Consider the following 15,701-nt stretch of genomic DNA (forward strand, 5'->3'; position numbering starts at 1 on the left):
ATATTGGTGCAATTTGGTACTTTGTGCATCATTACAATGCCTCTCTTCGCTCTTGACCATTACTATTCACCACTACCCATGACTAAAATTCAGTTTGAAGTGGCTCCGAAGCCGACAATCACCCAAAAGCAGCAGCAAGGGCAGACGGGATTTGTCGTCATTCCGACTAGTTGGGTGATTGAGCGGTCAAATGCGTGGGTAGAACGGTGTAAGAGTTTAGTCAAGAATTTCGACGGGACGCTGGAGAATGCGACGGCGTCCGCTCAATGTGTGTTTCATTCGGCTCATGTTCAAACGCTTAGCAAAGGAACGGTTGGCAATATCAAATGAATAGATCCCAAATAGGTTCTATAGACGTTCGCCAGTCTCACAGCGATCGCACTTTTTGATGTACCTAGTCTAAACTCGAATCTCAACGAATCGTACCTAAAATCCAAGTATAAGTAAAGGCGTTTACTCAAAAAAAATAGGCTAGCCATATTTCACAGCGCCTATCTCAATCCAAATTTTAATAGCTCCCCGCAACGCCGTCTTACCTCAGCTTTTGACCTGGTATTTTACCAGGTGGGTACCGTTGGCTCGGACTTAAAGTTTCTGGGTACAAGCCCAGTTTACTGCTGTCCAAACATCTTGATTCCCGAGAGTTAAGAGTTATAGATCAAAAAAACATTATTGGCAGTCACCAACGTCGCAGTAGAACCTTTATTTAATATATACCAACTAACCAGATTTTGGCAAGCTTCGAGCAATTTAACTTGCATACCAGATAGATTCAACGCTTTGAGCGATCGCCTGTGCTTGCGCTCGCCCCCGATCCACCTTGTCCGCGTCGATCGCAACTGTAACGTGACCGAGTTTGCGACCGGGACGCGATACTTTCTTACCATACCAATGTACAAAAGCACCATTGATTTGTGCCAGTTGTTTTCGTTTTGCTAAATAATCAGACTCAGCCGACTCGTAGCCGAGCAAGTTTACCATAACAGCGCCTGCACATTTCAGATCCGAATTACCTAAAGGCAGTTGACAAACTGCGCGCAAATGCTGTTCAAATTGTGAAGTTTCGCAGGCATCAATGGTAAAATGTCCCGAGTTGTGAGTGCGGGGTGCAATTTCATTGACTAACAGCTTATTATCGGCGGTTAAAAATAATTCAATGCCGAATACGCCGACAGCTTGCAAACTGTTGAGGAGAGTGCGGGCGATCGCACAAGCTTCAGTTTTCACATCTAAACTAATATCAGCGGGCGCAATCACCAGATGACAAACCTGATTTTGCTGTTGAGTTTCCACTATCGGATAAATCGCAATTTCGCCAGTTGCCGATCGAGCAGCAATCACTGCCAACTCGCGATCGAACGGCACAAACTCTTCCACCAGCAAAGACTGACCTTGGAGTTTAGCACGAATTGACTCCAAACTCCCCCGATCCTTAACAATAAAAGTACCTTGGCCGTCATAACCGTGGCGGCGAACTTTGACGACAAAGGGAAAGTCGATCGATCCAGCATCCGAGTCTGCTTCCATCTGCACGCTGTCGGAAACAGAAATTGCCGGAAAGTCGATCGCAACTTCCTTAAACAATTCCGGTGGCAAATCCGCGCTGCAATCCCATTCCCAAAACCTCGGAGTTGGCAAACCCAAACCTTGTAAATAACAGCGCTGAACGTACTTATCCAACAAAGGAGAAAGCGACGACAAACTCGGCTGAAATAACACACCTTGCTGTTCTAGCGGCCGCAAACCATCCAAATCCACAAACTCATTTTCAAAAGTAATAACATCGCAGCCAGCAGCCAATTGAGCCGTAGCCAAAACATCATCAACAGCAGCCAAAACAGCACCAGCAGCAACCGAAACTGCCGGGTCACTAGCATGGGGAGTTTGCACTACCAATTCAATACCTAGCGCCCTAGCAGCATCCCCCATCATCGAAGCTAGCTGGCCGCCGCCGACAACGCCCACCCGCTTAAATGTGGCAGACGAACTCGCAGCGGTTTGATTTGATTTCATGTGAGTAAAATTCCCCAGAGTCAACCTGCCTATCTTATCGCTATTTGCCCCCGGATGAATTACAGTAATTGAAGAGTTAAAAGTCAAAAAATAGTTTTAATTGCATCATTAAATCGATGCACAACCCAGAAAAATAGGGCCGCTAAAGTCTTTAATTATTGCACATTCTCAGCCGTTGGGAAACAGCGATCGCGCCCCACCCCTCCAGAAAAGTGCCACATCTAGCAATTCCCTAGCGCCAAGCATGGCATAATTGACAGCACTGCAAAAAGCAGATAGAAAGGTGCCAACACTGAAAATCAGAGATTCAGGGAACAAAATTTATAGGTGAGGATACTGTGAAAGTTTTAGTTGTGGGGAACGGAGGTCGCGAACACGCGATCGCAAAAAAACTGTTAGAATCTACGCGGATTAAACAAGTATTCTGCGTACCGGGCAACGGCGGCACAGCTACCACCCCAGGCTGTCAAAATCTGTCGCTCAACATCGACGACTTCCAAGGCATCGAACGCTTTGTGATGGTCAACAACATCGGATTAGTCATCGTCGGCCCCGAATTGCCCCTATCGCTAGGCATCGCCGACTATTTCCAACAGAAAAAACTCATGATTTTCGGGCCCACCAAAGCCGGTGCCCAAATTGAATCCAGCAAATCCTGGGCCAAAGAATTGATGCTCGAAGCAGGCATCCCAACACCCAAAGCTGCCGTATTTACAGACGCAGAAGCAGCCAAAGCATACGTTCTGGAACAAGGAACCCCAATAGTTATCAAAGCAGACGGACTCGCATCAGGCAAAGGAGTCACCGTTGCCACCACCGTCAAAATGGCTCACAGCGCCATCAACACCATTTTCCGAGGCGAATTCGGCACCGACAACATCCGAGTCGTCGTCGAAGAATTCTTAACAGGTCAAGAAGTCTCGATTCTCGCCCTCACCGACGGCATCACAGTGGAACCGTTGATCCCGGCCCAAGACCACAAAGCTATCGGCGAAGGCGACAAGGGAGCCAACACCGGGGGTATGGGAGCCTACGCGCCAGCCCCCATTGTCACCCCGGAACTCATGGAAAGGATTCAAGAAGAAATTCTCGAACCGACCCTTGCAGCACTGCAAAAACGCAAAATCGACTACCGGGGTGTACTCTACGCAGGTTTAATGATTACCCCCGACGGAGAACCCAAAGTCTTAGAATTCAACTGCCGTTTCGGAGATCCCGAAACTCAAGCGGTTTTGTCGCTGCTGGAAACTCCTTTGGAAGATTTGGTGCTCGCCTGCTGTCAGCAGCGTCTCGGTGAATATTCTATTCGCTGGAAGTCGGGGGCCTCTGTTTGCGTAGTTTTGGCTTCTGGGGGCTATCCTGGAAGTTATCAAAAAGGCAAAGTTATTACAGGTATCGAGGAAGCTGAAGCCAAAGGAGCAGAAGTGTTTCACGCCGGCACCCAGTTAAAGCAGCAGTTGGTGAGCGACGGCGGCCGGGTTTTAGGCGTCACTGCGACGGGAGAAACTTTGGAACAAGCTATTTCCAAGGCTTATGCAGCAGTTGATTGCATCCAATTTGAAGGCGTCTACTGCCGGCGAGACATCGGCCGCCGAGCCCTGGGCGATCGAAATTAGGAATTGCGACATCAGCCGCCATCCGAAAGCCAAGCAATCTCAATGTAGAAATGTAACAATGAAGTTTGGTATCTATGCGGTGGCGGTAGCGGACAAGTCCCAGCAGAAAATTCGATCGGGAGCCAACTGAATTGATCTTGCTTTTAATATTGAACTGGTGAACAGGTGAAATGCTGGCCATACTAAACAAAATCGGAGAAATTATTGCCCGCTGGTGGTCGGATTTTACCCTCCAGACCCGCCTGATGGCCGCTGCTACCCTCGTAGTGTCGTTAATTATGAGCGGCCTGACATTCTGGGCCGTCAATACTATCCAGCAAGACGCCCGACTTAACGATACTCGCTACGGCCGCGACCTCGGTCTGCTGTTGGCGGCGAATGTGGCGCCGCTGATTGCCAAAAACGATCGCTCCGAAGTCGCCCGCTTTTCCCGCCAATTTTACAGCAGCACTTCTAGCGTCCGCTATATGCTTTACGCCGACGAAGCGGGGGATATTTTCCTGGGCATACCCTTTTCAGAATCCGAGGTGGAAACTTCCCTGACGCTGCGCCGCCAAATCAAACTTCCCGATAATTTTATCGCCGATATTGAAGCGAGAAATTTAACTTCTTTGCCTTTGGTGCGGCAGCATTTGACGCCCGATGGAGAAGTTACCGATGTATTCGTAGCGTTAATTCATGAAGACAAATATTTGGGAGTTTTGGCGATCGGCATTAACCCAAATCCGGCAGCAGTTATCTCTTCCAATCTGACTAGGGATGTCACTTTAGCAGTATTTGTCACTATTTGGGTGATGGTAATTTTGGGAGCTGTATTTAATGCCCTGACAATTACTCAGCCGATCAAACAATTAGTCTTCGGGGTCAAAAACATTGCCAGCGGTAATTTTAAGCAGCGAGTTGACCTGCCTTTAGGGGGAGAATTGGGCGAGTTGATCGGCAGTTTTAATGAAATGGCCCAGAAACTCGAAAGCTATGAAGAACAAAATATTGAAGAGCTGACAGCGGAAAAAGCTAAGTTAGAAACTTTGGTTTCAACGATTGCTGATGGCGCGCTTTTATTAGACGCAAATTTGCAGGTGATTTTAGTTAATCCGACGGGGATGCGGATTTTTGGATGGGAAGGCAAAAAGGCGATCGGAGTAAATGTTCTGAACATTTTACCTTCGGAAGTGCAGCAGGAATTGGCTAGACCTTTGCAGGAAATAGCTGCCGGCGATCGCGAAGGCGGCGAATTTCGCATCTCTATGAGCGAACCACTTAATCGTACAATTCGGATTGTTTTAACTACTGTGATTCTGCACAAAGCGCCTGGTGCCGAACCGCTGTGCAGAAGCTGCATCCGCCATGAGGAAGATACCTGTACCGAGCCACAACGCCCGGTAGCTGTAGAGTGTACTTTCTACGAGCAAACCTCCAAACATCAAGGTTCCGGAAATTACCGAGAAAGTCTCAAAGGCATTGCAATGACAGTGCAGGACATTACTCGTGAAGTAGAACTCAATGAGGCTAAAAGCAATTTTATCAGCAATGTTTCTCACGAATTGAGAACACCTTTATTTAATATCAAATCTTTTATTGAGACTCTCCACGAGTACGGAGAAGACCTTCTAGAAAGCGAGCGCAGGGAATTCCTAGAAATTGCCAATCGAGAAACCGATCGCCTAACTCGTTTAGTTAACGACGTGTTAGACTTATCGCGACTGGAATCCTGCCGAGTTTATCACTTGGAGGCTGTTGACCTCCCGCAAGCTGTGGAACAAACCCTGCGGACTTATCAGTTAAATGCTAAGGATAAAGGCATTGAGTTAGAGCAAGAAGTTGACCCGTATTTGCCGCCTGCTTTGGGTCATTACGATTTGTTACTGCAAGTATTTGCAAATTTAGTAGGAAATGCCTTAAAATTTACTCAGTCCGGCGGCAAGGTGGCCATTCGAGCATATTTGCTAGAGCCGGAGGCGCCCACCCACAAAGACGGTCAATCCGTCAACCAAAACTTGTCACCGGATGCCAAACATTTTCCGGTAGTGCGGATCGAAATTTCTGATACTGGAATTGGCATAGATCCTGAAGACCAACAAGCAATCTTCGATCGCTTTTTCCGGGTAGAAAACCGAGTACACACTTTAGAAGGAACCGGATTAGGTCTTTCTATTGTCAGAAACATTATTGACAAGCACCACACTAAAATTAATTTAGTTAGCGAAGTTAATGTGGGTACGACTTTCTGGTTCGATTTGGCAGTTTATCAGCCGAAACAAACAGTAGATATGGAAAATTCTTGGCCAGTGGAAGCAACGGTGGAAAGTGAAACAATTGCAAGTCATATTAAATGATCCCATTTCCTTAACCTAAAACGCAATCAATTTTAAACCCCCAACTTCTTTAAGAAGTTGGGTATATGACTATTCTTTTTAAAGATTTTCCTAATAGACCTGACCAAAGGTTGACATCATCATTGTGGATTATCCTTAGCTGTTTTATCTAAGCTCAATTTTACCGATAAAACTACATACCAACACCAATAAGTACCAACCCCAAATAATCCCCCCTCCGTCAAATTAGTCATTAGCATAAATGTTAATAAATACAAAGGCAAACCTGACTCTGGAAAATTTCCTTTAACTAGGTACTTTATCCCTCTAAATATATTATTAAAAAATGACCCAATAAACAACAATAATCCGGCCCAACCCAGTTCGCAAAGTATATCAAGAAAACCATTGTGAGAGTGGGGTGGCACAAAACCAGTTTTAACTACTACAATTCCGTAAGCGGGATTTTCCAAGCCACGCCAAGACTGCCAAAATCCTCGCATTCCATAACCAAATATGGGATGATTTTGATTAATTCGATCAATAATTAAAGGCCAAAAATCGGTTCTACCGGTTAAAGTCATATCTTTTTTCAAACCATCCACAATAATAGCCTCTAAATTATTTAAAACCAAAATACTTATACCTATACTACCGACCAAAAACAAGATAAAGCAGAGAAAAGCCCATTTTACAGGTAATCTTTTTAAGAGGGCTAAATAACTCCACAAACTGATTAATACCACTGTCAAAATCCGACTAGCACCACTACAACCTTTTTGCAATCCTACTAAAGCTATTAAAATGATAAATAATGAGAAATATCGATACTTAGGCTTCTTAAAAGCATATAAAATCCATAAAGAAGCTGTATTAGCCATTTGAAAGGAAAAAGGGTTTTTATGACCTAAAACTCCTGTCCAACAACCGTCGGGTGCTGCATTTGTTTTCACAACTCCCCATAAAGCTAATAAACCAGTTAGCCATCTCAATAATCCATAAATTTCTAACCAACTATACACTTTCCCTACATAAATAGAAACCAGTGTTACTCCCCACATAGCACCAATAGCCCGGAAAGTAATTTCAGGAGTTGGTGACCACAATCCCGATAAAGTCATGATCAGTAAAAATAAGCCTAAAAAAATGTCTCCTGCTATCCATTTAATGCAGAGAGAAACTGTTTTCTGGGTAGTTTTTGTTAATCGGGGAAAAAGCATTAATATCATTGCCCCATAAATGGCAGTTTGAGCAATCATTGTTGGGGGTGTAGTGTCTAAGTTGTAGAAAACGTTAGGATGGAGTTTGGTAAAGGGCATGGCCGTGATACCTGACCCACCAGTCATGGTAAAAAAAAGTATCCCCACAAAAATCTTTTCTAATGTGGCAGCCAATTTCGGATGGCGTGCAGCTAAGATATAAATAGTTACAAAAACGATAAGCGTTAAACACAATAGCATCAACGCAAACATCGGCACTCTTAAAATATCTTTCATGGCTTTACCTCTATCATAAATTTTTTACTACCTATGAAATGGCTTACTCTCCCTGCTTTACAACTGCCACTGGTGGCGCTGGTACTCACTCTCTCCTACCCTCAAACCAACCTCGCTCAGTCGCCCGCCCGCGCAACAAGTATTAATACTGACTACTATCTAGGTGGTGGAGACAATATTAGAATTGATATCTACGATCTGCCCCAGCTTAGTGGGGAGTATCAAATTCCCGCTGGGGGAGCTATTCAAATCCCCATTATTGGTAGTATTTCCCTTCAAGGATTAACTTTAGAACAGGCAGCCCAAGTTATCACTAGAGCTTATGGCCGGGTTGTAAAAAGACCTTTAGTTACCATCAGCTTACAAGCTGCCCGCCCGCTTAATATTTGGTTATCGGGTGAAATAAGTCGTCCCGGCTCCTACTTATTGCCCTTAGCTAATGGAGGTGGAACTAGACCATCAATTCAGTTTCCCACGCTTCCTCAAGCTTTAGAAAAAGCTGGGGGTATTCGAGCTAGCGCTGATATTCGACGAGTAATTGTGCGGCGTCGGCTCACGGCTAACAAAGAAATAACTATCACTTATAATCTGTGGGATTATTTACAAACTGGTCAGACCAGCCAAGATATCACGTTGCGAGATGGAGATCAAATATTGGTTCCCCCTCAAGAAACAATTAACTTAGCAGAAACAAATCAACTTAGTGAATCTAATTTTTCTATACCAGCAGAGCAACCGCGTACTGTCTCAGTATTCGGAGAGGTGAAGCGTCCCGGTAGATATGTAGCCATTGGTGGTGATACCCAAAATGGTCAAAGAACCAACGGACAGCCGACAATTATTCGGGCTCTACAACTAGCTGGTGGAATCACATCAATCGCCGATATTCGCCAAATCCAGCTCCAACGTTATACTAGAAGTGGCAAACAACAAATTAGAACTATTAACCTCTGGCAATATTTGCAAGAACAAGATACCTCTCAAGATACTATACTACAAGAAGGGGATATCATCTTTGTGCCGACAGCGACGGCGATTGACCCTGGAGAAGTTTCTGTTCTAGCTACTGCTAGCTTTGCTCCGGGGACTGTGCAAGTAAGTGTTATCGGAGAAGTCAATACTCCGGGTGGACTCAAATTACCTCCTAATACTACCTTAAATCAAGCCATTATGAGTGCGGGGGGTTTCAGATCAAATCGCGCTAACTCTAAATATGTGGAACTGATTAGGCTGAATCCTAATGGCACTATATCGAGATCGCAAGTATCAATTAATTTGAATCAAGGAATCGACGCTCAAAGCAACCCACTGATTCAAGATAATGACATAATTATAGTGGCACGTTCGAGGACTGCTCTCTTGTTAGACAACATTAACACTGTTCTTTCACCAGTTAATAATATTATTGGTGGAATTCTAGTTCCCACCCGACTCATAGAGCTACTCAGACTATTCGGAAATTAGGAATTAAATAACATTTTTGCTATGGATAAAAAACTGTTGTCTTCCCTCAAAAATGATCTTAATGGTCAATATTTGTCTGTACCCTCCGCTAATTACCTAGCTAGTACCCCAGCAGAGGATGACCAAGTTCTTGATATGAATTGGGTACTGGCTGTCGTCAAACGTCGCCTTCTAGTGATGGGGATAGTAGCTGCTAGCATAGCTACTTTAAGCGGTAGTTTCGTGCTCAGGGCTGCCAAAAAATCTATTACTGAGTATGAAGGAAAATTTACAGTTTTAACAGAACCCATTACGGCTGACGATCGGCTATCAAAGCTCTTAGTCCAAGCTCAAAATAACAGTTTAGGCATAACAGACTTGAACAAAATTAAATCATCAGTGGAAGAAGGTTCTTCGGTGGATTATCAAAGTTTATCGCGGGTTTTAAAGAGCCCAGAAGTTTTACTACCATTAGTTAATAAATTGCAAACAAAGTATCCAAATTTTGACTATAAAAATCTCAATAACCGCTTGAGTATCCAACGTATTACTTTCTTGCGAGATGGGAAGCAGGGTGGTACTAAGCTCCTAGATATTAGCTACCGCGATCGAGACCCCAAACGCATCAAATATGTGCTAGATGAAACTGCCAAATATTACCTAGAATATATGGGTAAAGAGCGTTTAAAAGTTAGCAAACAAAGTAGTGATTTTATCGCTCGACAAATGCCACCACTCCAGCAGAGAGTAGATAAATTGCAACAAGAATTACAAATGTTAAGGATTCAGTATAACTTTAACCAACCAGAATTACGCAGCCGCAGCCTATCAGATCAGCTAGATATTTTAACTAATCGTCGCCTAGAAGTGCAAGGACAACTGGTAGAAAGTAGGCTTCAATATGAAAGCTACAAAAAAAGAGCGTTAACAGGCGATAATCGTTGGATTGTTGATATTAGCCCCAAATCTTATGAAAATTTAATTAGCAAAGTAAATGAAATAGAGTCGCAATTAGCTTTAAGCTCTACTCAATTTTATGAAAATAGCCTTCCCATTCAATCTTTGCGAGAAAAGCAGCAAAGTTTGCGTTATTTGATGAAAAAAGAAGCTGATACTGTCCTCTTGCAGATGCAGTCACAACTAAAACAGTTGGAAGCTCGCGAGCGATTGATAACTAATAGTCAAAATTTACTGCAAGCAAAAATCACTCAAATGCCCCAAGCTCAACATCGCTATGATGACATACAATTAAAACTAGAATTAGCTAAAGATACTCTCAAAATGTTCATGGAAAAACAAAAAACTTTACAACTAGATGCGGGTCAAATTGATGGATATTGGCAAATTATATCTAAACCACAGTTAGTCACAAACGAAAATGGTGATCTCAACCCAGTTACCCAAAAACAAACCCGCCGTCACCTAGCGATCGCACTCGTTATTAGCACTTTACTAGGCATTGCTATAGGTTTCCTAGTAGAAGTTTTAAATACTGTTTTCCATACTCCAGAAGAAATTAAATCCGCAACCAAACGCCCTCTTTTGGGAGTCATTCCGATCGCCAAAGCGATGAAAATTAAATCTCGTAGAGGTGAAAGGGTTTCCACTCAATTCACTAGCGTAAGTTCAAATACTAACAGTGCAAGCTTAAAACGAATAATAGTTTCAAATTACAAAGATTTTCCTGTAATCGAAGCATTTCACTACTTATACACAAATATTCAATTATTAAATGCGGAACACCCAATTAGTTCTTTAACCATCACTTCGACCATTAAAGGTGAGGGTAAGTCAACTGTAGCACTGTATTTAGCTAAAACTGCTTCTGCTGTTGGTAAACGAGTATTGTTAGTGGATGCTAATATGCGTTTGCCTCAACTGCACACATACCTTGGCTTATCAAATATCAAAGGTTTAAGTAATGTTTTAAGTTCGGATTTAAGTTTGAATGAGGCTATTCAGCGATTACCAGACGATGACAATCTTTTTGTCCTCACTGCAGGCACTATTCCCCCCGATCCAATTAAATTACTGTCTTCGAGAAAGATGCACTATTTAATGGAACAATTCCTAGCCTTATTTGATTTAGTCATTTACGATACGCCCCCTTTAATAGGTTTAGCAGACGGTCATTTACTCGCTTCTCAAACTGATGGTACAGTGCTGATAGTAAAACTAGAAAAAACAGATCGCGGTCTGGTAAACACAGCTTTAGAACAACTAAATGTAGCAGAATTTAAAGTATTGGGAGTAGTAGCTAATGGGGTTAAATAACGAACGCTAAAATGGAGTTAGGTAGCCAACACAAGAAGTAAGACTATTTTGAATTTTTGATTGGCGAGAGGTATTAATATCTTTTGCGGTGGCATTGGAATTATATATTTTGATCGAGAGTGCGAGCGTCCCCGCTCGCGAGATCGATTGCAAGCGGGGACGCTCGCACGCTCATAATTCCGATGCCACCGGATTTGATCTAACTTACTAGATAGGGGTTTGGAATGGCTCTCTAGGACTTACGGTGATATTTTTACCTAATCAGAAAAACAAGCTATAGCCTTTCTCAAAAAGATGAGGTATCCTGTTACTGACACTCACTCATGAGGGTCAAACAGATAAGCTCAGAGCAAAGGAACTATAATTACATGGTTCAGTAAAGCCTCGCCTGCGATACCACACATAATAGCATTTTTTTGAAAGCACGCGATGCTTGACTCACAACACCTTTACTTGTACCCAACTTCATACATTATTAAAAATGAAAGCTTATTCGATTGATTTTAGGCAAAAAATCCTTGATACTTATCATGCTGAACCCATTTCACACAAAGCAATAGCTAAGCGTTTTTATGTAGCGTTGAGCGTTTTACAAAAATTACTTAAACAATACGTCAAACAAAAAATATTACTCCGAGAACTGACCGATGTGGAGTCAAAGGCAAACTGAATGCAGAGCAACTACTCATGTTGGCGGAATTGGTTGAAGCTTCGGATGATGCAACTCTTGAAGAACTCCGTTATTTACTTTATGGGAGAATTGGATTTTCCGTTAGTAGAGCAACAATAGGAAGAATGATAAAACTCTTAGATATTACTGTCAAAAAGAACTCTTTTCCCTTCGGGTAAAGGCACAGAGCGATTTCAAATCCTGCGATGTGAGTTCTGGAAAACAATTAAAGAGATTAGTTTGAAAGACTTAATATTCATTTACGAATCGGCGGTTAATTTGGCAATGATTAGGCTATAGGCTAGGTCTTTAAAAGGTGAAAGGACCAAGGGGCAAAAACCAACCAAACGTGGCAAAAATGTCTCAATAATTGGAGCAAGGTCAGTTAATGAGATTTTGACATCGGTTAATCTAATAGGCGGAACTGATGCAATTACATTTGAAGCTTTTATTATCAGAAAACTTGTGCCAAAACTCTGGAAAGCGGTTTGTGTAGTGATGGATAATTGTCCCATTCACTTGGGAGAAGAAGTGAAAAAAGCGATTAAAAAAAAGGGTAAAATTAATATACTTATCACTTTCTTCACCAGATTTTTCACCAATTCAAAATCTGTGATCAAAACTTAAAATCATTCTCCGTTCTATCAAGACTACTAATTATCAAGAATTAGGAAAAGCCATAGAGTTTGCCTTTGGGCGGCGTTGCTTAATCAGGGTATGAAAAAGATAGGTTAAAAATCCCCAAGCTGTGTCGATACTGGTTTCTATGAGTGGCATATTTAGCCTTTCATACCGTAAATCAGCAACGCCTGCCTTTGGGCAAGTTACATCGTCAAATATTTTTAACTGGTTTACACACTGCTGTTATTGTACCTCATCTTTTTGATAAAGGCTATATCTCACTAACAACAGTTACTAAACTTTTTTTTCCTTTTCTCATACTTATCTCATCTATACTCACTCGCGAGTGATGAATCCCAACTGTTTTTTTTGAGAGGAATGGACATGAGTAAAAATACTTTTAATTTCGTCATAACTCAATCCTTCTTCTCGCCCAATTTATGATATGCTCGACTTTTGAACACGTGCATAAATATTTTGTTCGTATCCTTGAGTATGTTGTCTTTTTTTATCCAAAAATTCTAATGGTTCTATAGTGTAACGTTCATAACTAGGGCAGTAAAACTGCCGACGAGGCACTTGTCAATACACAGAACGACCGAAAACTGACAAATCTCTGGCTAATATAGATAGATTTTGATGAAGTTCTTCTGTATAATTATTACAGTGAGGACAAATGATTCCTGACGCTACAACACGAGCGTTGAAAGTAAATTTGTCCCTCAATTGGAGTACAAGTTTCAACCTTGAGTCTAGGCAAGTCTAATAAATAATCTAAATGAAAGCTCATCACATTAATTGTATTTATCGATCTATTTTACACCATAAACTCAGGAGAGCCTTTGGAGTTAGCCTATAGTTGGATTTTTGGGAAACTGGTCTAAGAAGTCGATGTACAATGCAAAATAAGTAAATCAAGCTAATTAAACGTAAAACGATCGCGCTCTTAGATCCCCGACTTCTTAAAGAAGTCGGAGTGGTAATTATATCAAGACTTAAGAAAGAGTCTTTCGAGCACGTTCCGATCGCTCTTCTGCCGTATCCATAACATCCGCCATTTTATCCACCATTTCCCCTGGATAATTTTCCAGTACCCGAGTAGAAAGCGAAATCCGGCCGCGACTTTCATCGAGGTCAACCACGATCGCTTTCAGGGGTTGACCGGGAGCAAACACCTTTCCAAGGTTATCAATATATTTTTGGCTAACTTGCTTGATGTGCAGCAAACCGCTAACTCCTTCCAAGTCCACAAACACGCCAAAAGGCTTGATGCTGCTGACTTTTCCTTCGACCAACTGACCAATTTGCAAATCCTTGAAGGCATTCGATTGAGTGGCCATTCGCTGGGAAAGTACGAGTTTTTCTCGTTCGCGATCGACCTCCAAAAAATTAACGCTCAAAGATTGACCGATCAGCGATTCTAGATTATCGCGTTCCACTAAGTGCGATCGGGGAATAAAACCACGCATTCCCTGAACATCTACTGTCACGCCGCCTTTATTCGCCCCTGAAACCCGCACCTGAAGAACTTTACCAGTTTCCTGCAATTCAATTAAATCTTCCCAAGCTTGCTGAATTTGTAACTGCCGCAGGGACAAGGTAACTTGGCCATCTGCATCTTGTTCGCGGATAATCAAAAAGTCTCGTTCCTCGTCCAGCGGAACCACTTCCGACAAATCCGTTACTGTTCTCAAAGCAGCCTCTTCGATCGGCAAAAAAGCCGAAGACTTGCCACCGATATCAACATACGCGCCGTTTGAGTCGTACTCGAACACTTTGCCGCGCACTACTTGTCCCTTCTGGAACTCGTAATTGTGCTGTTCGAGGGCTTTAGCAAAATCATCCATTGAAAAGGATGCTTTTGCGCTTTGAGAACCTGTAGATTTGGAATTCATGTCAGTTTAGTTGTCAGTTGTCAGTAATTTAGTTGCCAGTCGTCAGTAGAAAAAATTTTTCCACTCTCCCCATCTCCCTATCTCCCCATCTCCCACTCTCTAAGCTGGTTGAAGTTGCTGATGAAATAGCTGCTTCACCTGCAACCACGAGTCGGCTGCTGCCGTAGCGTCGTAACTGCCGCGGTGGTCGCAGAAGAAGCCGTGATCGGCATTGTAGCGGAAAATTTGGTGAGAAATACTGTGTTTTTGCAATTCTGCGGCGATTTGGTCAACTTGTTCTAAGGGAATGCTGGGGTCTTGAGTGCCAAAAAAGGCGTAGAGAGTGCCTTTAATGTCTGCTGTACGGGCGATCGTGGGGGTGCCGCCGGGGGTTTGGGTGGCGATACCGGCGCCGTAGAACGAGGCTGTAGCCTTGATCTCGGGCAAAGTAGCGGCGAGGTAGGCGACGTGTCCTCCAAAGCAGAAACCAATGCAGCCCAAACCTTCTGGTTTGACAGAGGGTAGAGTTTTGAGGTAATTGATGGTGGCTTGGATATCGCTGAGAAGTTCGGAAGCTGTGGTTTTTTCTTTGTATTCTCTGCCGATTTGGATGCTTTCGGGTGTGTAGCCGGTTTCAAAGCCGGGGGCTTGACGTTGGTAAATGGCTGGGGCGATCGCCACATATCCTTCTTTTGCTATTCTTTCAGTAACTTCGCGGATGTGCGAGTTGACGCCAAAGATTTCTTGAATTACGATAACTGCAGGAAATTGCCCTGGGGAGACTGGCTGGGCTAGATATGCAGCTATTTGCAAATCCCCGTTAGGAACCGTGATGTTTTTGGTGCTAATTTCGGCTTTTGTCATAGGGAGTTTTAAGGTAAATGCCACTCTACTGATTTTAAGTTGATTTGGGAAAATTTTAGGCAATTCGGCAATTATATTTTTCGGAACCGCGAAGCGCAAATAGCGCAAATATGGCAGGTAAAAATTCGCTATTTATTGAAGGTTGAGGTTGGGCTGAATAATTCGGGGTTCCTCATTCCTAGCAATTAAGGGAGATAAAACTTCGGTAAAATATAAGTTTCGATCAGTAGTTTGCTCAAGCATAGATTTTGATCGACCTAGGGTTGAGAACATTTTATCTTGCTGGTTCGTGAGATTTTTTAGATATAGCCTTTCTCATAAAGATGAGGTACAATAACAGGAGTGAGTAAACCAATTCCAAATATTTTTGCTCGGTAACTTCATTAAATGCACAGTCTATGCCTTTTAGTAACTGTTGATAATTAGTCGTCTTTATATAACAATACTCCGGACAGTTTTTAAATAGGGATGCTTACGCAATAAAGCACAGAAGCGAAAAAACTGAGTGCTATCTG

At 42.8% G+C, this 15,701-nt stretch carries 11 protein-coding genes, 1 other RNA gene and 1 pseudogene; 7 read left to right on the forward strand and 6 right to left on the reverse strand.

The window, feature by feature from the left end; translation table 11 throughout:
* Positions 1-330, forward strand: a 330-nt coding sequence (locus QUA27_RS26055; RefSeq protein ID WP_510175272.1) for a transposase family protein, incomplete at its 5' end; no start/stop codon positions are given.
* 183 nt (positions 331-513) lie between these two features.
* Here the strand turns inward: QUA27_RS26055 and ssrS are convergent.
* The 3 genes from ssrS to QUA27_RS26070 form a co-directional block, all read right to left on the reverse strand.
* A non-coding RNA gene (gene ssrS / locus QUA27_RS26060) (6S RNA) lies at positions 514-700 on the reverse strand.
* A gap of 50 nt (positions 701-750) precedes the next feature.
* Positions 751-2,013 (reverse strand): 5-(carboxyamino)imidazole ribonucleotide synthase, encoded by a 1,263-nt coding sequence (locus QUA27_RS26065; RefSeq protein WP_333071804.1) that lies wholly within the window; start codon positions 2,011-2,013, stop codon positions 751-753.
* Positions 2,014-2,181: 168 nt separating this feature from the next.
* The gene (locus QUA27_RS26070) at positions 2,182-2,331 is read right to left on the reverse strand and encodes a hypothetical protein (protein ID WP_333071807.1); all 150 of its coding nucleotides are present in this window, start codon (positions 2,329-2,331) and stop codon (positions 2,182-2,184) included.
* 20 nt (positions 2,332-2,351) lie between these two features.
* On the opposite strand from QUA27_RS26070, the gene purD reads away from it, so the two are divergent.
* Together purD and QUA27_RS26080 are read left to right on the forward strand one after the other, a co-directional pair.
* Positions 2,352-3,629 carry a phosphoribosylamine--glycine ligase gene (gene purD / locus QUA27_RS26075; protein ID WP_333071808.1) on the forward strand — a complete coding sequence of 426 codons (1,278 nt, stop codon included), beginning with the start codon at positions 2,352-2,354 and terminating at the stop codon, positions 3,627-3,629.
* A 170-nt stretch (positions 3,630-3,799) separates the two neighbouring features.
* A complete protein-coding gene (locus QUA27_RS26080; RefSeq protein WP_333071810.1) occupies positions 3,800-5,965 on the forward strand; it encodes an ATP-binding protein in 2,166 nt (721 codons plus the stop codon).
* A 119-nt stretch (positions 5,966-6,084) separates the two neighbouring features.
* Here the strand turns inward: QUA27_RS26080 and QUA27_RS26085 are convergent, their stop codons facing one another.
* Positions 6,085-7,440, reverse strand: coding sequence for an O-antigen ligase family protein (locus tag QUA27_RS26085; RefSeq protein WP_333071812.1), 1,356 nt, complete (start codon positions 7,438-7,440; stop codon positions 6,085-6,087).
* 33 nt (positions 7,441-7,473) lie between these two features.
* Between QUA27_RS26085 and QUA27_RS26090 the strand changes: the two genes are divergently transcribed.
* The 4 genes and pseudogenes from QUA27_RS26090 to QUA27_RS27540 form a co-directional block, all read left to right on the forward strand.
* Entirely contained in the window at positions 7,474-8,904 is a 1,431-nt protein-coding gene (locus QUA27_RS26090) for an SLBB domain-containing protein (protein ID WP_333071813.1), read from the forward strand.
* A gap of 21 nt (positions 8,905-8,925) precedes the next feature.
* On the forward strand, positions 8,926-11,157 hold the full coding sequence (locus QUA27_RS26095) for a GumC family protein (RefSeq protein ID WP_333071814.1): 2,232 nt from the start codon (positions 8,926-8,928) through the stop codon (positions 11,155-11,157).
* A 481-nt stretch (positions 11,158-11,638) separates the two neighbouring features.
* On the forward strand, positions 11,639-11,827 hold the full coding sequence (locus QUA27_RS26100; protein WP_333071815.1) for a hypothetical protein: 189 nt from the start codon (positions 11,639-11,641) through the stop codon (positions 11,825-11,827).
* A 315-nt stretch (positions 11,828-12,142) separates the two neighbouring features.
* Positions 12,143-12,454, forward strand: a pseudogene (locus tag QUA27_RS27540) (transposase); the annotation flags it as partial.
* Between the two features lie 989 nt (positions 12,455-13,443).
* Here the strand turns inward: QUA27_RS27540 and QUA27_RS26105 are convergent.
* On the reverse strand, positions 13,444-14,343 hold the full coding sequence (locus QUA27_RS26105; protein ID WP_333063140.1) for a S1 RNA-binding domain-containing protein: 900 nt from the start codon (positions 14,341-14,343) through the stop codon (positions 13,444-13,446).
* A 99-nt stretch (positions 14,344-14,442) separates the two neighbouring features.
* Entirely contained in the window at positions 14,443-15,186 is a 744-nt protein-coding gene (locus QUA27_RS26110; protein WP_333071817.1) for a dienelactone hydrolase family protein, read from the reverse strand.
* Positions 15,187-15,701: the final 515 nt, after the last annotated feature.

The sequence above is a fragment of the Microcoleus harperi Pol14_C6 genome, assembly GCF_036701295.1.
In the GTDB taxonomy this organism is placed as follows: Bacteria; Cyanobacteriota; Cyanobacteriia; order Cyanobacteriales; family Microcoleaceae; genus Microcoleus.